General features: G+C 37.7%; 22 protein-coding genes and 1 riboswitch. Of the genes, 10 read left to right on the top strand and 12 right to left on the bottom strand.

Annotated elements, in window-relative coordinates; translation table 11 throughout:
• Positions 1–376: 376 nt before the first annotated feature.
• From RVS70_RS18700 to RVS70_RS18685, 4 genes are read right to left on the bottom strand one after another with little or no spacing between them, the layout of a single operon-like run.
• Positions 377–1,663, bottom strand: coding sequence for a hypothetical protein (locus RVS70_RS18700; protein WP_321134371.1), 1,287 nt, complete (start codon positions 1,661–1,663; stop codon positions 377–379).
• A 14-nt stretch (positions 1,664–1,677) separates the two neighbouring features.
• Positions 1,678–2,511, bottom strand: coding sequence for a hypothetical protein (locus RVS70_RS18695; protein WP_321134369.1), 834 nt, complete (start codon positions 2,509–2,511; stop codon positions 1,678–1,680).
• The gene (locus tag RVS70_RS18690; RefSeq protein ID WP_026682914.1) at positions 2,508–3,197 is read right to left on the bottom strand and encodes an ABC transporter ATP-binding protein; all 690 of its coding nucleotides are present in this window, start codon (positions 3,195–3,197) and stop codon (positions 2,508–2,510) included. The genes RVS70_RS18695 and RVS70_RS18690 overlap by 4 nt, the downstream gene beginning before the upstream one ends.
• Positions 3,194–3,583 carry a GntR family transcriptional regulator gene (locus RVS70_RS18685; protein ID WP_026682915.1) on the bottom strand — a complete coding sequence of 130 codons (390 nt, stop codon included), beginning with the start codon at positions 3,581–3,583 and terminating at the stop codon, positions 3,194–3,196. Before RVS70_RS18685 ends, RVS70_RS18690 begins: the two co-directional genes overlap by 4 nt.
• A 452-nt stretch (positions 3,584–4,035) precedes the next feature.
• Between RVS70_RS18685 and RVS70_RS18680 the strand changes: the two genes are divergently transcribed.
• Both RVS70_RS18680 and RVS70_RS18675 read left to right on the top strand, forming a co-directional pair.
• Positions 4,036–4,803, top strand: coding sequence for an exodeoxyribonuclease III (locus tag RVS70_RS18680; protein WP_026682916.1), 768 nt, complete (start codon positions 4,036–4,038; stop codon positions 4,801–4,803).
• A 261-nt stretch (positions 4,804–5,064) separates the two neighbouring features.
• The gene (locus RVS70_RS18675; RefSeq protein ID WP_121604452.1) at positions 5,065–5,460 is read left to right on the top strand and encodes a hypothetical protein; all 396 of its coding nucleotides are present in this window, start codon (positions 5,065–5,067) and stop codon (positions 5,458–5,460) included.
• 358 nt (positions 5,461–5,818) lie between these two features.
• On the opposite strand, the gene RVS70_RS18670 is transcribed toward RVS70_RS18675, so the two are convergent.
• The 7 genes from RVS70_RS18670 to RVS70_RS18640 all read right to left on the bottom strand — a co-directional run bounded on the left by RVS70_RS18670 (position 5,819) and on the right by RVS70_RS18640 (position 14,959).
• The gene (locus RVS70_RS18670; RefSeq protein ID WP_026682918.1) at positions 5,819–6,769 is read right to left on the bottom strand and encodes an MBL fold metallo-hydrolase; all 951 of its coding nucleotides are present in this window, start codon (positions 6,767–6,769) and stop codon (positions 5,819–5,821) included.
• Positions 6,770–6,812: 43 nt separating this feature from the next.
• Positions 6,813–8,135 carry an alpha/beta hydrolase gene (locus RVS70_RS18665; RefSeq protein WP_226983610.1) on the bottom strand — a complete coding sequence of 441 codons (1,323 nt, stop codon included), beginning with the start codon at positions 8,133–8,135 and terminating at the stop codon, positions 6,813–6,815.
• Positions 8,136–8,416: 281 nt separating this feature from the next.
• Positions 8,417–10,207 (bottom strand): sodium:proton antiporter, encoded by a 1,791-nt coding sequence (locus RVS70_RS18660; RefSeq protein ID WP_321134365.1) that lies wholly within the window; start codon positions 10,205–10,207, stop codon positions 8,417–8,419.
• Between the two features lie 248 nt (positions 10,208–10,455).
• On the bottom strand, positions 10,456–11,808 hold the full coding sequence (locus tag RVS70_RS18655; protein ID WP_121604450.1) for a tripartite tricarboxylate transporter permease: 1,353 nt from the start codon (positions 11,806–11,808) through the stop codon (positions 10,456–10,458).
• 3 nt (positions 11,809–11,811) lie between these two features.
• A complete protein-coding gene (locus tag RVS70_RS18650; RefSeq protein ID WP_318279913.1) occupies positions 11,812–12,066 on the bottom strand; it encodes a hypothetical protein in 255 nt (84 codons plus the stop codon).
• 744 nt (positions 12,067–12,810) lie between these two features.
• Entirely contained in the window at positions 12,811–12,987 is a 177-nt protein-coding gene (locus RVS70_RS18645; RefSeq protein ID WP_162986352.1) for a hypothetical protein, read from the bottom strand.
• Positions 12,988–13,003: 16 nt separating this feature from the next.
• A complete protein-coding gene (locus RVS70_RS18640; RefSeq protein WP_321134362.1) occupies positions 13,004–14,959 on the bottom strand; it encodes an aconitate hydratase in 1,956 nt (651 codons plus the stop codon).
• A gap of 158 nt (positions 14,960–15,117) precedes the next feature.
• Here RVS70_RS18640 and RVS70_RS18635 point away from each other — a divergent pair, with 158 nt between their 5' ends.
• The 6 genes from RVS70_RS18635 (at position 15,118) to RVS70_RS18610 (ending at position 19,630) form a co-directional block, all read left to right on the top strand.
• A complete protein-coding gene (locus RVS70_RS18635) occupies positions 15,118–15,915 on the top strand; it encodes a TIGR00266 family protein (RefSeq protein WP_026682923.1) in 798 nt (265 codons plus the stop codon).
• Between the two features lie 54 nt (positions 15,916–15,969).
• Entirely contained in the window at positions 15,970–16,140 is a 171-nt protein-coding gene (locus RVS70_RS18630) for a YfhD family protein (protein ID WP_080668770.1), read from the top strand.
• Between the two features lie 298 nt (positions 16,141–16,438).
• The gene (locus tag RVS70_RS18625; RefSeq protein ID WP_162986351.1) at positions 16,439–16,603 is read left to right on the top strand and encodes a hypothetical protein; all 165 of its coding nucleotides are present in this window, start codon (positions 16,439–16,441) and stop codon (positions 16,601–16,603) included.
• Between the two features lie 17 nt (positions 16,604–16,620).
• Complete coding sequence (locus tag RVS70_RS18620; RefSeq protein WP_026682924.1) at positions 16,621–17,073, top strand: YueI family protein; 453 nt, start codon at positions 16,621–16,623, stop codon at positions 17,071–17,073.
• Between the two features lie 676 nt (positions 17,074–17,749).
• Positions 17,750–17,851, top strand: a riboswitch (purine riboswitch).
• Between the two features lie 99 nt (positions 17,852–17,950).
• Positions 17,951–19,021: an NCS2 family permease gene (locus tag RVS70_RS18615; RefSeq protein ID WP_205389510.1), complete on the top strand. Its 1,071-nt coding sequence runs from the start codon at positions 17,951–17,953 to the stop codon at positions 19,019–19,021.
• Between the two features lie 72 nt (positions 19,022–19,093).
• Positions 19,094–19,630, top strand: coding sequence for a phosphoribosyltransferase family protein (locus RVS70_RS18610; RefSeq protein ID WP_205389509.1), 537 nt, complete (start codon positions 19,094–19,096; stop codon positions 19,628–19,630).
• Positions 19,631–20,047: 417 nt separating this feature from the next.
• On the opposite strand, the gene RVS70_RS18605 is transcribed toward RVS70_RS18610, so the two are convergent.
• The gene (locus tag RVS70_RS18605) at positions 20,048–20,143 is read right to left on the bottom strand and encodes a BCCT family transporter (protein ID WP_152525458.1); all 96 of its coding nucleotides are present in this window, start codon (positions 20,141–20,143) and stop codon (positions 20,048–20,050) included.
• Positions 20,144–20,719: 576 nt separating this feature from the next.
• Here RVS70_RS18605 and RVS70_RS18600 point away from each other — a divergent pair.
• Both RVS70_RS18600 and RVS70_RS18595 read left to right on the top strand, forming a co-directional pair.
• Positions 20,720–21,244 carry a type 1 glutamine amidotransferase domain-containing protein gene (locus RVS70_RS18600; protein WP_026682927.1) on the top strand — a complete coding sequence of 175 codons (525 nt, stop codon included), beginning with the start codon at positions 20,720–20,722 and terminating at the stop codon, positions 21,242–21,244.
• Positions 21,245–21,432: 188 nt separating this feature from the next.
• The gene (locus tag RVS70_RS18595) at positions 21,433–23,421 is read left to right on the top strand and encodes an acetoacetate--CoA ligase (protein ID WP_166530770.1); all 1,989 of its coding nucleotides are present in this window, start codon (positions 21,433–21,435) and stop codon (positions 23,419–23,421) included.
• The last annotated feature ends 168 nt before the right edge of the window (positions 23,422–23,589 follow it).

The following is a 23,589-nucleotide window of genomic DNA, read 5'->3' as shown; positions in this document are numbered from 1 at the left end:
CCGTGCCCGCGGAAAGCGAAGTAATTAGTCGGAGCATTGCCAATATACATCAAACATTTCAAAATAACTACTTGGCTTAACGCAGTCATTGCACTGATTTTATACTTTCTTAACTTAGAACAAAAGCACAAGCGCCCGATTAGAAACGTAGCGACTGGAGCAAATCAACGGAGGTAAAGAAATCAAGGTGACTTGTGAACCGATAATGACTTAGCTTAGAAGCAATTCGTGGAGTCGCCTTGTTCTGGGAACTGGAGCTGGACGCGGCTCAACACGCGCCTATTTATCCACATGAGCAAATTTTATCATTTCCTAAACTACAAAGAAAATGGTTGGTAACACTGACCAACCATTCTATATGAAACCTTTCGTATTTCTATTTTACTGTCATTTCGTAAAAATCTAAACTATAGGCTGTTCCAGCTTTAGGATTATCTGTTCTCTCCAGCTTACCCTTGTATAATATATCTCCATTATTTAAGTCAACCACATGCATAGATAGATTACTGCTCTCCGTTTGTTTCCCACTAGTAATATACAGTTTACCATCTTTCATACGGTATTGACCCCAATTTATTTCAGCATCTGTGACAGCAGTTTCCCCTGTTAATTCAGCTGCTTTTTCATCAATCTCCGGCATATCAGGCTGTTTCGGTAGTTCAATCTGAAAGCTATTCGTCACCTTTTGTTCTGCGATAGCAAATGTTGTTATTTCTATCCCCTTTGCTGTATTCTGTAAAAAATAAATATTATCATCATTCACAGGTATAATTTCTTGCTTTTGTAGCTTCTTAGGAATATCCAGTTGAACCTTCTCTCTCGTCTCTAAGTTAAACGTGAATAACTTACTATCCTTTACAACATCTTGATACGATCCGTCTTCGAGCTGTTCCGGTTCATAATAATCAGCTTGGAAAACTATATCGTTATTTTTTTCAATATCCTCTGGATCTTGAAGTAACATAATTTCTGTATTGTTATCCTCTCCACCATTGGTATAAGTAACAATACTTTCTTCATTAATAAGCTTTTCTCCCGTTAAATTTATGCGATAAATTCGTAATTCATTACTCATTTGATCATCCGTCGTTACTAACTCATTTCGTGTAATAACATGAAGGTTTTCGTTTGTTACTACTACATCCTCAACCATCATGTAGCGATAATCATCTTGGTTTGGAATATCGACCGTAAATGAAACCTTATCATTCTTATCCTTGTAAAGCACATCAATGTTTAACTGAAAGTCTGATTCTGTATATGTTTGTCGATCCCATTTAGAATCAGCCTCAGCATAAACAAGCAGATTATCATCCTCATAAAAATGTGTCAATTCTCCATCCTTTCCTCGCATAAAATTACGGTGCTCCTCCTGTAGCCCTTCAATGATTGGATGCTTTCGCATTCCTTTGAGCTCTTTAATAAGAGACAGCTCACTCCGATACGTCGTCCCGTCTGCAGAGATCATTAATTCATTATGATATAAATCTTCCGTTAATGAACCGCCAAGCTGCGCACGAGCTATAAAGTCATCATTACCAGCTTGCTTCTTCCATTCAAAAGTAGGAAGCTGGTTTTCAGCCACAGCCTTTTGTATATAAAACGCGCCAATAACGAATATGGCGAATGCTGCAATTATAATTAATTCCCAATAACGTTTCATTCCTTCTTCCCCCTCTATACAGTGATCCGATGTTTTAATAGAAAACTACTTAGCCAGATGGAACAAGCAGCAACGAATAGTCCTAATATCACCTCAATGATGATTAACTCTACGAGATACAAATAATTCTTCTGTGACAGCTCCTGAATAATAATTGGTAAGGCAAAAATTGCTGCTGCGATTGCACAGTAACCAATGCCAAGAAATATCCCCTTCCATCGATAGCTACGCTCTAAAAGAATACCTGTAAAAATAATGAAGACTGCCATAAAGCCAACACCATAGGAAAGAATTAATTTAGTAATGGTTGTTGGTATGATAATATTGAGGTAACGAAAATTTTGAATAACTTGACTCACAGCCATATCTGTCCGAAATTCATTAGGAACCATCCACTGATAAATCATATTTTCGATAAATAATAAAACGATTTGTAGCGCAATTAATCCCAGCACCATTAGAAATATAGAAGTTGCTTTGGCGAAAAATACATTAATCCGAGCCGTAGGCAACATAAGTAGGCGATAAATAAAAGTATTCTTCCCGAACCAATCGCGGTACCAAATAAAAAAGACATAAAAGATTAATGCGACAACACAAAGGGCAATTGGGCCCAAGAACCAAAGTGTTTGTGTCAGATTAAACAAACTAGATCTACCGTAGACTTCAAGAAACTCTGCTTTTGGCATCTGTTCCTCATAGATTACTTTATTCATCTCATTTAAGTAACTATTAGAATAAACAATTACGCCAATAATCTGTGAAATAATGGTGATGGCGATTAATACTAGATACAGCTTGAAAAACCTGCTCAATTCAAAGCTTGTTAATTTTAAATAGCTTTTCATGACTGATACACCTCTCTCATCACATCCACTACTGATTTCCCTTCCATTTCTCGAACTTCCTCTGTGTTAAATTGCTTAATAACAACACCCTCATCGAGTAGTACAACCTTATCAATCAAGTGTTCAATATCACTTATTTCATGTGTCGTTATAATAACACCACGATCTTCGATTAAATGACTGGTAAACACATCAGCAATTTGTTCTCTACTAAACATATCGATCCCAGAGAATGGTTCATCCATTAGTATATAATCAACATCTAATGCTAAACCAAGTAATAGGTTCACCTTTGCTGTATTCCCTTTTGATAATTGAGCGATTTTATCCGTAGGATTTAGCTTAAAGAATTGGAGTAGGTCTGTTGCCCGTTGCTCATTCCACGACTTATAATAATCACGCATAAATTGCATGGAATCGGCTATTGTCATGTTCGGTAAGACAGTTATTGCATCGGGAATGAAAGTTAGTTTATCGAAGCTTTCCTTTTTAATTTTTTCTCCATCAATTAATATCTGTCCTTTATTTATCGGCGTCAGTGCCATAATTGCATTCAGGATAGTGGTTTTTCCAACACCATTAATACCAATTAAGCACGTAATCTCTCCTTTATTTGCACTGAAACTGACACCTTTAAGTACCTGCTTTCTCCCAAACTTTTTCGTAATATCCTTTACCTCTATCATTGCTGTCCCCCCTTTTCATCACTTGCCTCTTCATATTTTTCTCTTAACAATTCAACTAACTCATCAAACGGGACTTGAATTGAATGGACAGATGCAATAAATGCGTGAACAGCTTCTAAGAGAAGCTCTTCACGAACAGATTGCAGCATCTCCTCATCCCTTGTTATTTTACTGGGCAAATTACGCTCGGTATAAATCAATCCTTGCTCCTCCATTTCCTTATAAGCTCGTTGAACAGTATTTGGGTTTATCTTTAACTGACCTGCCAGTTCTCTGCGTGACGGTATTTCCTGTCCTGGCTCCAATTTATTCGTAGCTATTTGTTCTTTGAAATGTCGTACAACTTGAACATAAACAGGATCACGATTATTAAAATTCACCTTCATAGCAACAACTCCTAATCATGTCATTAGATGCAATTCTCATGTGTATCAACCTATTAATACACTAGGTGTAAAAAAATTCGCATTACTGTATTAACCGTATAATACGCCTATGCAATGTATTATACGGTTAATACAGTTGGCCTGTCAATTCTTTTTTTAATTCTTTTAATGAGAAAGCATTTGATAAACATACGACTGTGCTTTATATGCTAGAATAAAGTGAAACTTCCATCCGTGGCGGTTTTGTTTATCTCCCACTGATTGCTAGTACCACAAAGGTATGACCTAAACGCCTTTGAATTAATCAGACATTTATTGGCAGTCGATCCCGCACTTACCAATATTGGTTTCACTTTATTGCTTGAGGTAGGAGCTTAGAGCCAGTTATATGCGGGATAAAAGATATGCATGATAATGTATTAGATGTAAATATAGAAAGGAAAAGATATTATATGAAACTCGTATCCTGGAATGTTAACGGTATTCGTGCTTGTGTTCGGAAAGGCTTTCTCGACTATTTTCATAAGGTAGATGCGGATATCTTCTGCCTCCAAGAAACAAAGCTACAAGCCGGACAAATCGATCTAGAGTTGGAAGGATATTACCAATATTGGAATTACGCTGAAAGAAAAGGCTATTCAGGTACCGCTGTCTTTACAAAACAGCAGCCTTTATCTGTTTCGTATGGAGTTGGTGAACAGGAAAGTGAGGAAGAAGGTCGAATTATTACACTAGAATTTGAGAATTTTTATCTTGTTAATGTCTATACACCAAATGCCAAAAGAGATCTGACTAGACTTAATTATCGGTTGCAATGGGAAGATAAATTATTTCTATACCTGCAAGCGTTAGACGAACGCAAACCTCTTATATATTGTGGTGACCTCAATGTAGCTCATCAAGAAATTGATCTAAAGAATCATAAAACAAATCACGGAAATTCTGGGTTTACTACAGAAGAACGCGGAAAAATGACTCGTATTTTGGATAATGGCTTTGCAGATAGTCTCCGTTACTTCCATCCAGATACAGAGGGGCTATATTCGTGGTGGTCCTATATGAAGACCATTCGTGAACGAAATATCGGTTGGCGGATCGATTATTTTATTGTATCTGATCGTCTAACAGCGAAACTAATTGATTCTAATATTCATTCACATGTACTAGGTAGCGATCACTGCCCGATTACTATGGAAATAAAGTTATCCTTCTATTCGTGAGGTCTCTCTCCCCTCATTATTCTAAAATCCGCATACACTTCAAGCAATCGCCAGTACGCATCTGATTGGTTCAACTATACCTAAAGTACGTTGCACTTAGCTTACAAATCCGACTTTTTCGGGATCCGGAGATAGTCTTGAGGTGATGACGGTCTGCTCGTTCATACAGGATAAATCTGTAATCTACGGTTCATCTTCCGTTCATACTTCTTTCTTATTATAAGCATTGTACCATTCTATGAATGAAAAGGAGCGTTTTTGTTGAATACATATAGTAAAGCTTTATTGCGTTTTTCTGCTGTTTTTGCATTGATTGGTGCTTTTATTGGTTCACATATGGCTGGAGCTGGTGGCTATGAATTTAAAACTGTACATGCTCATATTCTTGTCGTTGGCTGGCTAACATTATTTGCTTGGGCAGTGTATTATAAGATTTTTACACCTGTCAATAAAGTAATCGCAGCACTCCATGTATGGACTGCAATTATTGGTGCAATCGGGTTAACAAGTGGCATGTGGCTTTATTACTTGCGCCCCTTTGCAATGAACGAAGCGGTAATCACCGTGTTCTTTATCGTTGGTGGCTCTATCTTACTTGTCAGCTTCGCATTATTCTTGCTATTAACCTTCTTGAAAACAGATGAGGACATGAAATAAATTCTAAGCCATTTTTCACTTTTAAGTTTTTATAAAGTGAAACTTCCATCCGTGGGGGGATTTTGTTTATCCCCACGGATGGTTAGGTGAACCAATCGGACATTTACCGGCAGTTGATCACCCACTTTACCAATAGTGGTTTCTCTTTATTGCTTGAAGTGGGGAGCTTACTGCCGGTTATATGCGGGATAAAGTGAAACTTCCATCCGTGGGGGGTTTTGTTTATCCCCCACTTCCAATAGCTGTTCTAATAAGGGAAATTTTCCTGTAGCTCCGCATATGCACTCTATGTGTTCAAGCAATTGCTCTCCCGTGAAAGTTTTTATATTAACTATTTTATCTGTGAGTTCAAACACACTTATCTTTCTTCTAATTTTTTAAAGAAATCAATAATTCCTAAGGCACAAACTTGCATATCTAAATTAATTACAATATAAGCCTCATGGTCATCTGGAATACCCTTTGCTCGTAATTCAACTTTAACCGCTGATAATAGACGCTTAGCTAATTCATCATAACCAAGCCCTTCCTTCCATACCTGTTGACCGATATCCAGAAAAAGAGGAAGCCAATTCGCTACTTGCTGTAGTGCTAAATTGGGAGTATTCGTCATTCCAAAGTGTCCATAATAAATCCGATCCAGATTTAATGCTTGTAAACGAGCAATCGCAGCTTGCATAGCATCTGGATTAAACTGATTTGGCGATGTCGAAGGTAAAAAGAATGGAACGCCTTGATCTATTAATTGCTGATAACGAACACCAACGGTATCTCCAGTAAACACCCCATTACTTATTGGATCATAAATACAAAAATGATGCTTGGCATGGCCTGGAGTATCTAAAAATTCAAGCATGCAACTGGAACCGATTTCTAGCGTATCTCCATCGCCTTTAACAATTATTCGGTCCGCATCAACAGGGACAATCGGTTCGAATAGTTCCGAAAAACTATCACCATAAACAGCCCTAGCTCCTGCTGCAAGTCTTTTAGGATCAATTAAATGCCTTTCTCCACGCGGGTGCACAATAACAGAAGCATTTGGACAATCTCTGATTAATAAGCCTGCTCCCCCAGCATGGTCTAAATGAATATGTGTCACAATAATATATTTTACTTGATCTAGTTGAAAGCCTAACTTTTCTAGACCATTCTTGACATGCCTTACAGATGGACTTGGGCCAGTTTCGACAATTGTTAGCTGTTCCTCATCAATAACATACGTACCAGTACGGTTAGGAACACCTAAATCAAAGCCATCTATTAGGCGAATACGATTATCCAAGTGAATCGGATGCTTCGACTGCATAGCATAACTTCCCCTTTTTACCTTTTTCTCCATAGTAGCATATCTATTTTCCATTAGTGGAGTCATTTATAAATTCAACTTGTCTAAGGAAATCAATTATCCCCTCTGTCAAACCTGGTGCCAGTGGTAAATCTGGATTGGTATATGTTTGAATGTTTTGATCACGGTCAGCAGGAGCCTCCTTTAATACATGATTCATCCTCCCCACGATAAATTTGGTTGCATCTAAATTTGCCTCAGCTAGCGCATCAGCTTCACTAACAGAAACCTGTATGTCATGCTCACCGTGGACAATTAATATTGGAATAGTTAATGTTTTAATGATTTGCGTTGGTTCATATTGTATCCACGATGACAAAAACGGTTGAATACTTGGCCTCAATATAGCTTGTAATTCATCACGAACCTGATTAACAGTCTCACCTTTTCTTAATTTAGATAGTATACGTTGTACCTCTTCAAGAGCGGCATCCGTAAGCTGTTCACTTAACTGATCATACATAACCTTATCAATGGTGCGTCCCGCTCCCGCAATCGATACAAACACATCAATGTTTTGTTCAGCAGCGACAATCATCCCTATCAGTGAGCCCTGACTATGACCAATGATTCCTATTTTAGAAAATCGTTTATCTGATTGTAGCTTGTCTATCCATAGAGATGCATCATGAACAAATTCCTCAAAGCGCAACTTCGATTCATTTATTACAGCTTGCTGATTTTTACCAACACCCCGTTTATCATACCGAATACTTGCTATCCCTTTCTTTGCAAGGTTTTCTGCTAAGCGTTTTAAACTATCATTTTTTCCTGAAAAGCCGATAGAATTTCCATTACGATCTGTTGGTCCCGATCCCGGAATAATTATCATTATAGGAAAAGGTCCGTCACCTTCAGGACTTTCTAATTCAGCAAATAACGTTCCTGTATCCGTTTTTACCTCTAGAAAATTCCCTTCTTCTTGTTTTACTACCTTTTTATCATTTTTGGTTAATTGAAAGGGAAAGGATTGACCATTTTGCGTAAACGTACCGGATATAGCATCTCCCTTAATTTCCCCTGCAAAAGAAATGAGCTGATTTTGCATGTACATTGTAAAAACGATATGCTGTCCTTCCGTTAATTCTATAGTGGATAAAGGATAATTCACTAATCCTTGAACAGGAATACTTATCGTACCAGTTAAATCTTTTACCCCTTTAATATCCAATTCAATAGCTAGTGATTGGTTTGGAATCTCAATTTTTCCTTGCCAAAATCCTGTCATCGTATGATTCTCCTTCTGCTTTTCTTTATTCTCTGATGAAGAGCTACATCCAGCAATCAATGCTAAGAATACGAATAAAAAAATACCATATTTCCTCAATACCCCCACCCTTTAACTTTTTTAAATTATACGAATTATCAATCAAAAAGTTTCACAAGTACGATAGAAAAACTAAACTTATCCATACGACTTACGAAGCATTTCTTATCCTACGGCAAAAGTACGAGTTGAAGATCCCGTAGGAATGGTCATTGCTCTCCGAGAAAGCTGAAGTTGTGTCCGAGAAAAGCGTAGTATTTTGCTGGATCGAAGCTAAAACCTGTTTAGAAGTACACAAATAATCCGAACGAAATCAGTTCGGATTATGAGTAAATACATTTTTAGTTATTCTTTGCTAAAAATACGAGTTGATCATCTTTATCCATTGTAGGCATTTTACGTAATGTAACAAATTCAATCGTACCATTTTTCTTACGAATACATAACGGAATACCATCCACTGGAACATGTTCTTTCTTTTCCATTTTCTCAACAACTTTCATTGTTTGAATGGAATAGTTTGTGTTAATCTTTCTATTCAATTCTTTGAATACATGTTCTTTACCAAACAACAAATGTGCCTTTACTGAAGTAGGGATCTGTGATTCATCCCTATTCCCAGACCTTTCAGAAGGTATAGTGAACGTATTATTATAGCCAAATTCAGGTATATAGGATTGGGCTACGAGTGCGTTGTACGTCGCATCCTCTGTCATAGCTAATATCTTTTCGTACGGTGTTATATCCATTTCAAATTGGCTATGTTCATCAAGGATTTCCCCACGATATGTTGCAATCCCTTTTTGCTCTATTTGAAATAGTCTTCCGCTAGAAGAATCACTAATTAAGACTGGGTTTCCTAGTTCTTTCACCGCTTCTGCAAAAGCAATGGAAAAACTACTAGCACCTACAATTAATATCCCCGGCGGCTCTGAACTTGCTAATTTTAGTTTCTTTGCCAATGGCCCTAACGTAAATCCATGTGCACAAACCGTTAAAAATACTAAAGCAAATGTAAGAGCTGTCAAGATAGAAGCCCCCCCATAACCATCGTTAAGTAATGTAGAAGCAAAATATCCCGATACGGTCAGCGCCACAATCCCTCTAGGAGCAATCCAGCCGATGAGTGTTTTCTCAGCTACTGTTAGTTCCGTACCGATTGTAGATATCCAAATAGATAATGGCCGAACAATAAATAGCATGACTAAAACAAATCCGAGAATTGGTAAAGTAAATACTTCTCCAATCGTCTCTCTAGTGAGCGAAGCAGTTAATAGAATGAAAATGGTTGACGTTAATAAAACAGATATATTTTCAATAAAGTGACTTATATTCCCAAGTGAAGAGACATATTTTTTGGTTCTTGCCAAGGTTAAACCCATTACGGTGACTGCTAACATTCCAGTCTCATGCATAATAACTTCACTTAACGCGAAGCAAATAAATACTAGGGACAGTGTAATTGGAGATTTTAAATACTCTGGGAACATCCCTTTGCTGGCCATAAAGCTTAATAAGAAACCAAATAGATAACCGATGATGATAGCTAAGAAGGAGGCAAGGAAAAAGGAGCCCAAAGCACTTGCATGTAACGTATCATCTGTAATTACTTTAATAACCTCATAAGCGAATAAGGCTAATAATGGTCCAGCAGGATCAACTATAATTCCTTCCCATTTTAAAACAGCTGCCGTTCTTGGTTTTAATTTTGATTGTCGTAGTAAGGGGATAATTACTGTCGGCCCTGTTACTACAAATAGCCCCCCTATAATAAATGCTATTTCTAAACTAAGCCCGGCAATAAAATGTGCCGCTAAGGACCCTCCAACCCAGGCAAGAAATGCGCCAAAGGTTACAACTCGAAAAACAGATTTTGAAATCCCTTTGACCTCACGGATATCCAGTGTAGTACTACCTTCAAATAAAATTACTGCAACAGCAAGAGAAATGATAGGACTGTATAAATCTCCTAACGCCTGCTCTGGATTAATAAATCCAAATATTGGTCCGATTAACAGTCCAGCTATTGACATGATGACAATAGATGGCCATTGAATTCTCCATGCAAACCATTGTGAAAATATACCTAAAGCAATAACAACAACGATACTAATCAAGCCTAATTCTTGCATTCGTTAACCTCTTTTCAATTGCTACGTATAATCGCGTAACAGTAGATGCTTTCCTTTGATTTTGTCCTAATTGAATTGCTTTAACTACCCTTGATGCTAAATACGATCAACCGACAGACAAGAACGTAACCCTGCCGACAACTTAGAGCGCAATGGTATTTATCTTGTAATTCTGTCTACTAATAGTAACTATACAAGTGCGTTCATTTTCATTCATATCCATGTACTATATGACCAACTTAAAAAGTTCACATAAATAAAGAAACTAACCATGGAGCGGCATACAAGGTCATAAATTGCACACCATAATTAACCCCTTTTCGATGAAGGAATCCAGCAACTAAAGCAACTAATAGCACTCCAGCTATGTTCACAATCCCGGCATCCATAAAAGCTAGCATAATTACTAAACCAAAAAATAAACCGAGCATTGCCTCATGTGGAATAAATCGAAAAACAAACGCACAAATTTGCTGCGCATACTTAATAGTAATATAAAACGTTATACTAATCGCAACAACTGATCCAATCACTGTTGCTAGAATGAAATCGGGCATCGTTAACATATGATGCATATTATGCTCCTCTGTAAAAACAGGCGGTGCATTAAATAAAGCACCTCCAGGACCAATTGCCGTTGGTGATAAAGGAAGACCAATTGCAATTAAAGGAATAAGCGTTCCTGAAATATACGCAGCATTTGTTAGTCCATCCATACTAGATATAGCCCGTGTAGCTTTTTTTACCGGATCTTTTATCCGACTAGTTAACGTTTCACCTAAAAAAATTGTCATTCCCACAGGACTCATAAAAAATGTCAATACACCTAAAAAGGAGGAAAGCGATGTAGTCCCAATCTCTTTTCTATCAAGAATTTTAAATGGATTCGGAAATCCTTTTGTTTTTCTAGTTTTTCTCATTGCAATTTCTTTTTTCCCATAACGTGGCATCTTTCGCCGCGATTTTGGGTTTAACAATTCTGCTAGTTTTAAGATGACTGGTCCAATTGTAATTCCTAAAAAGAAAGATGTGAATACTGTTTTATCTTCAGGAACGATCCCGACTTCCCAATAAAAAATTCGTAGGCCTTGAATAATAAAAGCAAAAGGGAGAATGGATAATAGTGCAATCCAGCGATTTTTCGTCATCAACGCTAAAAAAATAGCTCCCCCCAAAAAGATTTGACTCGCATATTCTGTTATGTAATCCGATAAAGGAGCGATTAGATTAGCCAGCAAAAGACTCATTGGAACTGCAATCATCGTTCCGATAACCGAACCCGATGCCATTTTTCGTATACTAAGCTCTGGTATACCATGCTTTTTTAATACCATTGCGTGCTCTACCATAGGAGCAGACATAACTCCTCCAGGTATACCAGCTATTGCAACAGGGATAGAATCCGTCAGTTTTTTAGCTACAATTGCCGAAATAAAAAAGGCTAAAATGACAATTGGTTCAAAGCCAGATAACACTAATACAAGTGTGACTGGAGCAAGAACAGCTGTCTCGTCTGTACCTGGGGCAATTCCTATAATCGTGTATAACATAGCACCGATAGCAGATGCAGCTATTAATTCAACGATTAATACCATATCCATTGTTTAATCCTCCTCTTCGTCCATATACCGAAAACGACGCTTTGGTTTAATTACAACGCTAGTAATAATAAATCCTACAACAGCGCCGACCAAACCAAAAATAAGTGGCTTTGGAGGTTCATTTGGGGCTATAAGATAACCTCCCAGTGTACTTATCGTACAAATAACAATAGATAGGAGTAAATCTTTAATATTAACTAAGTCTTCCCACACCTCAATATTTTCCCCTTGTTGGTGTCTATCATCCATTTTCGTCATAAAAACCACCTTTTTATTTTTAGAAGCAAGAACAAAAGCGCAAGCACTCGATTAGAAATGTAGCGACTAGCAACGGAGATAATTTGAATTACGGTGAGCTTGCGAACCCATGATGACTTAGCTTAGAGCGATTTGTGAATTCACTTCGTTTCTGGACACTAGAGCTGGACGCGGCTCAACACGCCCATATTTATTCACTTGGGTAAATTTTATAATTTCCTAAACTAGTGCAAAAAGGGCTGATAGCTACGATTCAGCCTTCTTGAAAGCTAATCATGAAGATGAATTATGCTTTTCCCCACTTTATAGCTTTTTTATATTTTTTAATTATACATCTTACAGGCTTTTAAATGAAGCAAGAAAACATAAGCATTTCTCTTGTTAAGACGATTTATGCTTTATACCATAACAAAATAATCTACACAGTGAAAATATCTACGACTGCTTCCTATACTCAACAAACATATATCGTTTTTATATGAGCAGCATATACAGGATTCAGAGCTAAAAACAATGTTACAGCAGCAGAAGAGCATTATGACACAACTGTATAATGTATAATACGTTAGTGGAAACATTACAAAGATGTAAAACCCGAACTTTATCTAAACCAGATAAAGTTCGGGTTATTGTTCTGGAGATAGGTAGTTCATTTCATGACTCAATTAAAATGTCTCTTTCGGCAGGGTACGACCTCAGTCTCTCTTCTGGGGTCTTCGGAATCGTTCTGTCCCCGTCTCATTATTAATCCAACAACCGATTATTCTCATCTACTTGCATAATTCGTGCTGGTTTGTTTTCATCTTCTCGACCATAAATACCATCCCCATTACAAACAGAACATCGATATTGCCAACCTTCATCATCCGCCAATAAACCAGTACCATCACATACCCTACATCGATTGTCTTTTCGACTCATGCTATTGCCTCCTTTGTTATCCTTGTTTTACACTACGATCCTTCACCCAATTAATAATGCCACCCTTTAGCATGATATCAATTTGCCGTTCAGATAACGTATGCTTCACCTTAATTTGCTGTTTCTTTCCTTTTACCTCGATATTAAAATGTTTTCCTTCCTTTACTTTTCTCCTTAAATCTGTAGCCTTTAAAACATCCCCCTGCTGCAGTAAATCATAATCTTCTTCATTCACAAAGGTCAGAGGAAGCACACCAAAATTCACAAGGTTTTGCCAATGGATACGAGCAAAATCTTTAACAATAGCTACTCGTAAACCAAGATATCTTGGAGCTAGTGCCGCATGTTCTCGACTTGAACCTTGACCATAATTAAAACCACCGACAATTGCATGCCCACCTTTATCTACCGTTTCCTTACCTCGCTCATAGTAAGTTTCATCGATAATCTCAAAGGTAAACCTACTGATTTCTGGTAAGTTACTACGATAAGGAAGTACACGAGCTCCGCCTGCAAGTATTTCATCCGTTGAGATATTATTTCCCATTTTTAATAAAATAGGTATTTCTATCTCGTCAGGCATTTCATCCATTTTAGGAATCGAAGCAATATTTGGTCCCTTTTGCAAACGTATGCTTTTTGCTTCATCATAAGGCAATGGCTCCTCTAGTAAATGCTCATCAACAGTAGGTTGTTTAGGCAACTTCACAGCAGGATAGTTCATTCCTAATGTTCTTGGATCTGTAATTTTTCCATTTAAAGCCGAAGCAGCGGCTGTTTCTGGACTACATAAAAAGACACTATCCTCTCGCGTTCCAGATCGCCCAGGGAAATTCCTAGGGGTTGTGCGAATACTATTTCTACCAAAAGCCGGAGCTTGCCCCATACCGATACAGCCATTGCATCCTGCTTGGTGTAATCGTGCTCCAGCTTGTAACAAGTTAGCTATATGACCTTCTTTCACTAAGTCTTGAAGCATTTGCCTCGATGTTGGATTAATATCAAAAGAAACTCCCTCAGCAATCTGCTTATCTTTTACTATTTCCGCAGCAACTGCAAAATCTCGAAATCCAGGATTAGCAGACGAGCCTATATATGACTGATATATCGGCGTATCTATCAATTCATGAACAGGAACAACATTTCCGGGACTAGACGGCTTTGCGATAAGAGGTTCTAATGACGTGAAATCAATCTCATCCTCAAGATCATAGCTCGCTCCTTTATCAGCAGTCAATTCTATCCAATCGTCTTCTCTTCCTTGTTCTTTAAGGAAACGTTTAATTTCTTTATCTGATGGAAAGACAGTACCAGTAGCGCCTAGCTCAGCACCCATATTTGCAATAACATGTCGATCCATTGCACTTAATTGATGTAAACCCGGACCATGGTATTCAATGACCTTACCGACTCCCCCCTTCACATCATACCTTCTAAGTAATTCTAATATGATATCTTTGGCACTTACCCAATCAGGCAGCTTTCCCGATAAGCGTATGCCCCAGACCTTTGGCATTTTCACGTAAAATGGTTCTCCAGCAATTGCTAGTGCAACATCAATTCCACCTGCACCCATGGCAAGCATTCCCATACATCCATTCGCACACGTATGACTATCAGAGCCAAGTAATGTTTTACCGGGTTTTGCTAATCTCTGCATATGAACAGGATGACTTACCCCATTACCTGGTCGACTATAAAATAGTCCAAAGCGCTGGGTAGCACTTTGCAAAAATAGATGATCATCTGGATTTTTATTATCTTCTTGAATAAGGTTATGATCTACATATTGTGCAGACGCTTCTGTTCTTGCACGATCCAATTCCATAGCTTCTAATTCCAACATGACCAATGTCCCAGTAGCATCCTGCGTTAAGGTCTGATCCATTTTCAGACCAATTTCTTCACCCGGAACCATGTCACCAGCTACTAAGTGATCTTTAATTAATTTTTGCGTTAAATTTAATGACAACGTACACCCTCCTTTAAGTAGCTTATATCCCATTAACTAGTATATGGAATAATAGCATTTCTATTTGTTTGAATTCCCAATCTTTTTGAATCTTAAAAGCATTTTTATACGTATACTAGAAAAGTACGTATTTTTCCAATTTTAAAAGGAGTGGTCTTATGAATAACCATGAAATTGATTATCAGTTGTATGGAGATGACATGCAGTTTGTTGAGGTTGAATTAGATCCCCAAGAAACCGTTATTGCTGAAGCAGGAAGTTTAATGATGATGGATGAACAAATCAAAATGGAAACCATTTTCGGAGATGGCTCATCTAAAGAGGATGGAGGCTTGATGGGTAAATTATTTGGTGCAGGAAAACGAGTTCTTACCGGAGAAAGTTTGTTTATGACAGCATTTACTAATGAAGGTACAGGAAAGCGCCATGTAGCATTTGCTTCACCATATCCAGGTAAAATTATTCCGATGGATTTAAGTGAAATTGATGGCAAGTTAATTTGCCAAAAAGATGCGTTTCTTGCAGCTGCAAAAGGAGTCTCGGTAGGTATAGAGTTTCAGAAAAAAATTGGGACAGGATTTTTTGGTGGTGAAGGATTTATTATGCAAAAGCTTGAGGGAGATGGAATGGCGTTTATCCATGCGGGTGGTACCATACATAAAAAAGAAATTGGTGTCGGAGAATCACTACGCGTAGATACAGGCTGCCTTGTTGCGATGGATTCAGGTATTGATTATAACATTGAATATGTTGGCGGTGTAAAAACCGCATTATTCGGCGGGGAAGGACTGTTTTTTGCGACATTACGCGGACCTGGAACTGTTTGGGTACAATCACTTCCATTCAGTAGACTGGCTAGTAGAATCTTTGCTGCCGCTCCTGAAAAGGGTGGATCAAAAGGGGAAGGAAGTATTGCCGGAGGTTTATTCGATTTACTAGGTGGCGATCGTAAATAGAAAAGCTATTTATGATGCATAATAACCATGAGATCATAAAAACGAGGTGAAAACATGGGAAAAGATGAGCATCATAAATCAAAGAATAATTTTCTTTCACAAACTCCTAAAAACCAAAAGTCAGATGGTATTGATGTTGAGTTTTCTGAAGAATTAGCAGATCATGAGGATAAAGAAGCTCAACAACGAAGCGATCAAGCTAATAAACGAATAAAAGGAAAATAATTTACTAACATGGATATTATTGTGGTTAAGGATAACTAAGCCTGGTATATCTGGGCTAATTTTATAATTTCTTAGACTACGAAAACAATCTGAACTACGATCCGAATATCACTTCGTATACTCGGATTATAGTTCAGATTTTCTTTAACTTCCTTTCTTTTGTCTCGCCCACTTTTTATTTAACACTAATTTCGTTGCTTCTAACAGGGGGCATTTGTACAATAGAGGTATTAATACAATTCCAATTATAGTCATTCCATAAATAAAGTGAAACTTCCATCCGTGGGGGGGGTTCTCCTTGCTGATGGTTAGTACCATACCAAAAGGGTATGACCTAAAGGCCTTTGAACTGATCGAACATTTACTGGCAGGCGACTCACACTTATCCATATTGGTTTCTTTATTGCTTGAAGTGGGGGTATTAGTGCCAGTTATTTGTGGGATAAAACAACAACTATATTAAAAAAGCGAGGAATACAGATGAGTAAGAAAAATGTAGATGACTATCTTACAGAAGGCATGTATGGCACGAGACTACCAAAAGACCATGAACGTAAACAATTTCTAGGAACACTTCGAGAACGAATTGTTCTCGCCTTAACAAAGGGACAAGTTATGTCTGATAAAGGCTTAGCTCAACTAGAGGAAGCGATGAAAGAACATCCTAAGGCAACATTACTTATTAATGGCGATGTTTCTCATCGATTTTTAAAGGAAGAAAAACACTTAGCAAATAAGTACCATATTACGTATTCAACCGTAACCAATGAAGAAGTAGAAACGGATATTGGAGCAGTTTTAACCTATGACTATGCCATTGATAAAGAAGATATTTTTATACAAACTGATCCGATTCAATCAGAAAAACAAGAAGAACAAAATGATAAACAATCCTCCACCCTTTCAAAGATTAAAAAATGGTTTCGATCATAAGGATAATATCCTTTTACTATAGGTGATATCTTAAAAGGGGTAGATGCAATAAGCATATACGAAACTCCAACGAGCTGAATAACTGTGTGAAGTTCCCTCAGTGAGTGGTAGTAACCAAACCATTGCTCGCATCAATTGTTTCAAAGGTCTGGGACGAATGAAAAACCCAAAAGCCGAACGATAAAATAAAGTGAACCTTAAATCCTTGGGGTTTGTTTATCACACACTGATGATTAGTACCACCACAAGGGTATGACCTAAAGGCCTTTGAACTGATCGAACATTTACTGGCGGTCGATCCCCCACTTACCAATAGTGGTTTCACTTTATTCCTTGTAGTTAGGTTCTTACTGCAGTTATATGTGGGATAAATGTTACTACGAATTGCAGCCAAAATACATAAACTCCTTGAAAAGAAGAGCATTTTTCTGCGTACGATGTATCGCTGCCTAATCCTTCCTTACCCTGCAGTAAAAGTACAACTAAATCCTTGCTCGCAGATAGCGAAGTATTTTTGCTGGAGCAGCGATAGAACCTGTTTGAAGTAAACAAAACGCTTTTGTCCCTCCTTTTCTTTTGTATGGATTTACATTAAAAAATCATTGTTTTTTCGCTGTTTTCCATTTTTTTACCTACAAAAAGTAAACATTTTATATTATAATGGCATTGTCATTCGTAAAAAATAAAAAATATACCCCATATATTCCCAATAATATGGATTGGGAGTCTCTACGAAGTAACCGTAAATTACTTCACTATGGACGGTGCTTTTACTCTAGCGAAAAACCGTTCAATTTTTGGGCGGTTTTTTCTTATCATTATATTCGTTGGTAGTGTAGTCACCATTCATTTCCCGGGGGGATAAGGAGAAAAACAGATGGACATCATCAAAGATTTTTTAGCTGCAATTAGTGGTGTGCTTAATGGCCTTCCACAAGGATTACTAGCACTTACATTTGGCTTCGCCTCTGTACCTACCGCCATCGCCTTTATCATTGGAGCATTCGGGAACGCGGTAACAAGTAATGTAGCCGTCATTTCTTATCAAGCAGAAACCATCACCTTAGCTGGTACAATGGGAAAAAACATGCGAGAAAGACTCTCCATGATTTTCTTTGGTGCACTTATCATGCTTGTTATTGGTTTATTCGGTCTACTAGAACAGATTATTGATTGGATTGGTCCAGTCATAACTAATGGTATGATGGCTGGTGTAGGAATAATGCTGGCAAAAGTCGCCTGGGATATGGCGAAGCAAGATCGTATTGTTGGTATTTCATCCTTTGCCAGCGCATTACTTGTATATGTCGCAACGCGAGACCTTGTTTACACCATTACAATCTCCGTTATTCTATCTAGTGTAATCTATTTCTTTATGAAAAAAGATCAAACAGGTGGCAAAAAGGACCTGCCTAAAGAAAAAATTTCCCTACAAAAACTACTGCTAAACCCTATGGTCATTCGTGGTGCCTTAGCTATGGTTTGCTTAAATATTGGAGCTAACATTGCATTCGGGAAAATAAATGGGGAGATTGCTGCTACTGATGTAAATGTTGACACGATCACAATTATTAGCAGCTTAGCAGATATGGGGTCCGCACTTTTTGGTGGAGGACCGGTTGAAGTGGTAATTTCAGCAACTGCAAGTGCACCACACGCTGTATGGGCTGGTGTACTGATGATGATCATTATGGCAATTATTTTATTCTTACGATTACTACCGAAAATAGGTAAGTTTGTACCAAGTGCATCTATAGCTGGTTTTTTATTTGTATTAGGTGCCATTGTTACGCTACCTGGTAATGCAGCTGCAGCTCTTGGCACAGATGGATCGGGTTCAACTATCATTGCTGGAGTAACAATGGTAGTAACTGCCATTGCTGATCCATTCCTAGGAATGTTAGCAGGCATTGTCATGCAATTTCTACTAAGTATCTTCGGCATTTAAATATTATAGAATATACGCTTTTTAAACATAATCTACTACCATTGTACGATAACATTTTTAGGAGGAATTGATTTGAACACTTATCCATTAAAGGTAGCAGGAATAACAAGAGATTTACCAATCATTCCGATTAATGACGAAGTGAAAATTGCAAGCTTTGTTGTTCTTGGCGATACGGAATTAATTAGTGCTACTGCACCATTATTAGCTGAAAAATTACCAGAGGTCGATATACTTGTCACTGCAGAAGCCAAGGGAATTCCCTTTATTCATGAGCTTTCAAAGCATCTAGAAATGGATCGCTATATTGTTGTACGTAAAAGCGTGAAGCCCTATATGGAAGATGTTCTGATTCACGAGGTAAATTCCATCACCACACAAAAACAACAATTACTATGTTTAGATAAACACGATGTAGCCAGAATAAAGGGAAAAAGGGTTGCATTAATTGACGATGTTATTAGTACTGGCGAATCGATGATGGCACTTGAGAGCTTAGTCGCCGATGCAGGAGGTCACGTCACTGCAAAAGCTGCGATTTTAGCAGAAGGGGATGCTGCTAATCGTGATGATATTATCTTCTTAGAAAAACTGCCATTATTTAAATAAGCATTACTCACCCAGATCAGATAAGGTAGCATATTATATTCCAAGAAGTTCTTCATAATGTATCGCGCTCGTATCTAACGTAAGCACTTGCCCTCACGGTTACATCTTTAAACCTAGATGACAAAAGCCGTCTCTTCAGGGTAAAAATTTAATCGGGGGCTAAGTGCGACGTTTTTTAGTATTCCGTTTGCGCAGTTTTCTAATAGGTTTACCCATCAGCAGAATAACTACGGAAAAGGCAAGGCTGCAATAATAAGCATATTCTGTAAACTTAGTATACCGCTAAAATACACCATTATTGCCCGCAACTGCCGATTGCATTATTTTTCACATAATTTTGACAGAGTTATGTGGGTTTAATGTTCCATTTGTAACATCCAGACCTATTCCCATTCCTGCACGGAAAAGCATCGCAAACTAAGATGTTAAGCTAAACTCGGGCTTATCATTTTCTTTTCCAAGCTTTGCGTTGCCATACCTAGAGAAATTAAGATAAATACAATACACAAGCATAACAATCAACAAATAATACCAACTAAAATAATCAGATATAAGAGCAGTTATTGTTGCTGAATACTCTTATACGCTACTAAATGCTTAGGCTTAAATAACCCCAAATTTACTACTACGATACATAGGGCTAATGAATCCCGAAGACGTTACTAATACTTTTCATTACTTCACCTCTTCAATGTTTAAACATAGCAAGTCGTTCACTAAACAATAACATTCCAAAAGCAAGTCCTCCAAAACCAATATTTTTGAATACATACTAGTTACTTCTTGCTCTTATACATCATTTTGATTGTTTTAAACAGCAAATAACGTATCTTATACCATAATTCATTACGCATACTGTCACGTCTGTAATAATGAAAAAGAGCCAGCTAGATATAGTATATTTTTTCCTCCTTACCTATTTACTATTTTGGTGTGCTGCACAAATGATCACAAAGCAAATAGAAACTACATTAAATGCTTCTATTCGAGAAAAACAGCAAAAATAAGCTTTTATATGTTCTTTCTGCTTTCTTCTTATGATCCAATTTTGTTACACTGACATTATATTTAGAATAACGGAGGGGACCTATGCGCTTAAATAATAAAAAGGTTATTGCATTAGTTGAACACGATTTTGAGGATCTTGAACTATGGTATCCCGTTTTACGTTTGCAGGAAGAAGGGGCAGCGGTTCACTTAATTGGTAAGGAAGCACAAATAACATACCATGGAAAATTTGGTGTTCCAGCTATATCAGATTATGCATTCACTGATATACAGACTTCAGAATACGATGCAATTCTAGTACCAGGTGGCTGGGCACCAGATAAATTAAGAAGATATCCAGAGGTTATTAAAATGGTTCAAGAAATGGATAAAGCACATAAACCTATTGGCCAAATTTGTCATGCCGGTTGGGTACTTATCTCTGCAAATATTTTACAAGGAAAACAAGTGACAAGTACTCCAGGAATAAAAGACGACATGAAAAATGCAGGTGCCAATTGGGTAGATAAAGCAGTAATAGTAGATGGTCACCTAGTATCGAGTCGGCGACCACCTGATTTACCAGCTTATATGAAAACTTTTTCTGATATATTAGCCAACAATTAAAGCCTTTTGCTCGTATAGAATAGAACGTTCAAGTGTACCACGTCCAATAAAGGGACGTGGTACACTTGAGTTGGAGCTTCCGTACTGCCCCTATCCGATAAGATTTTCCAGAAATATAGGTTCCTTTACAGACCGTAAGCGTTTACATATAATAGAAGTAATCTTTTTCATGAACAGGAGGGAACGAGTTGAAACAAGTAAGTGAAGGTACACTACTTTGGGAGCCAAGTAACGAGAGGAAAAAAAACTCGAAAATTAATCACTATATACATTGGCTCAAACAGCATAAAGGTTTAGACTTTCAGAATTATCACTCCCTCTGGAAATGGTCCGTTAATGAAATCGAAGCATTTTGGTCATCTATTTGGGAGTATTTCGAGATTAAAGCAAAGGATACATATCAAACTGTATTAACGTCTCATCAAATGCCTGGAGCTAAATGGTTTCCAGAAGCTACATTAAATTATACCGAGCATATCTTTAATAAGCGTGCTTTCTCTGAACAGCCTGCAATTATTCATACATCAGAAATCCGTACCACTACGGAAGTAACGTGGCAAAAATTATACCAAGATACAGTAGCTATGCAACACACACTAAAGAACTTAGGAATTAACAAAGGTGATCGTGTTGTCGCCTACGTACCTAATATATATGAATCAGTTGTAGCATTTTTGGCTACAGCTAGCCTTGGTGCTATTTGGTCTAGTGCATCTCCTGATTTTGGTACACAGAGCGTCATTGATCGTTTTCAACAAATCGAACCGAAGGTATTTTTCACTGTGGATGGCTATCGCTATGGGGGAAAGGATTTTGATCGAACAGAAGTAGCTTCTACTATCGAAGCTAGCTTACCAACACTCGAAGCAACGATTGCAATTCCTTACTTAGATAAAGAGGCAACCTTTCAACAGCTTCCGTCTGTGACCTTATGGAAGGAAGCTATTCCATCTCAACATCAGGATCAAAGGCTGTCCTTTGAATATGTATCCTTCAATGATCCTTTATGGGTATTGTTTTCATCTGGTACTACTGGAAAGCCAAAACCAATTGTTCAAAGTCAAGGCGGAATTTTACTAGAGCATTTAAAGGCATTAACCTTCCATGTTGACCTAGGAGAAGATGATCGTTTTTTCTGGTTTACGACTACTGGTTGGATGATGTGGAATTTCCTTATTAGTGGGTTACTAACCGGTAGTACCATCATTTTATACGATGGAAATCCTGGCTATCCAACGAAAGAAAAGCTATGGAAACTAGCTGAAGAAACAAAAATGACTGTTCTGGGTACAAGTGCAAGCTATATTACAGCGTGTATGAAGGATACATTCCAACCAAAAGAATTGTTTAACCTTCGTTATCTAAAGAATATTAGCTCCACAGGTTCACCTCTACCACCAGAGGGATTTCAATGGTGCTATGAAAATGTAAAAAAAGATATTTGGATTGCTTCTGCAAGTGGGGGAACGGATGTATGTACAGCATTTATATTAGGTTGCCCGATACTTCCAGTCTATGCCGGAGAATTACAATGCCGTGGTCTAGGTGCTAAAATTGAAAGCTTTAATGAGCAAGGACAGCCTGAAATAGAAAATGTCGGTGAGCTTGTCTTAACTGAACCTTTTCCGTCTATGCCAATCTATTTTTGGAATGATACGAATGGATCGAGACTTCACGATAGCTACTTTGATGTCTTCCCTGGAATATGGTGCCATGGGGATTATCTTAAAATTACGGAAAGAAATACATGTATTATCTATGGAAGGTCAGACGCAACAATCAACCGTGGAGGTATTCGAATTGGTACTAGCGAAATCTATCGTGCAGTAGACCATGTTCAGGAGGTAGCTGATAGTTTAATTGTTGATATACCAAAAATAGATGGAGATTCTTTTGTACCTCTTTTCGTTGTTATGAAAGAGGGATATGAATTAACTACTGAAATAGAGGAATCAATTAAAAAACATATTCGAACTCACTGTTCTCCAAGACATGTACCAACCGGAATTCATCAAGTCTCTGATCTACCTAAAACATTAAATGGGAAAAAACTAGAGATTCCTGTAAAGAAATTATTGATGGGAAAACCAGCAGAGCAGGTTGTTAATAAAGGAGCTTTAAGCAATGCAGATTCACTAGAGAGCTTCGTTGCGTTTGCACAACAATTAAAAGCATAAGTGAATCATACTTCCTCACCTAAAAAAACTGAGCAAAATTCGCTCATTCCTTATCACTAAATGCTCAGATTTACGCTTCCTCTAGTAGCTATTATGGAATAATAGCTACTGCTTGCTTGACCACCACTCCGGCTGCCCACTTCCCTTTCCGTGGGGTTTGTCCTTCAG

The sequence above is a fragment of the Virgibacillus sp. M23 genome, from assembly GCF_034190895.1.
GTDB lineage: Bacteria > Bacillota > Bacilli > Bacillales > Amphibacillaceae > Virgibacillus > Virgibacillus salarius.
The sequence above is the reverse complement of the archived record's forward strand: the minus strand, read 5'-3'. Positions and strand labels throughout refer to the sequence as shown.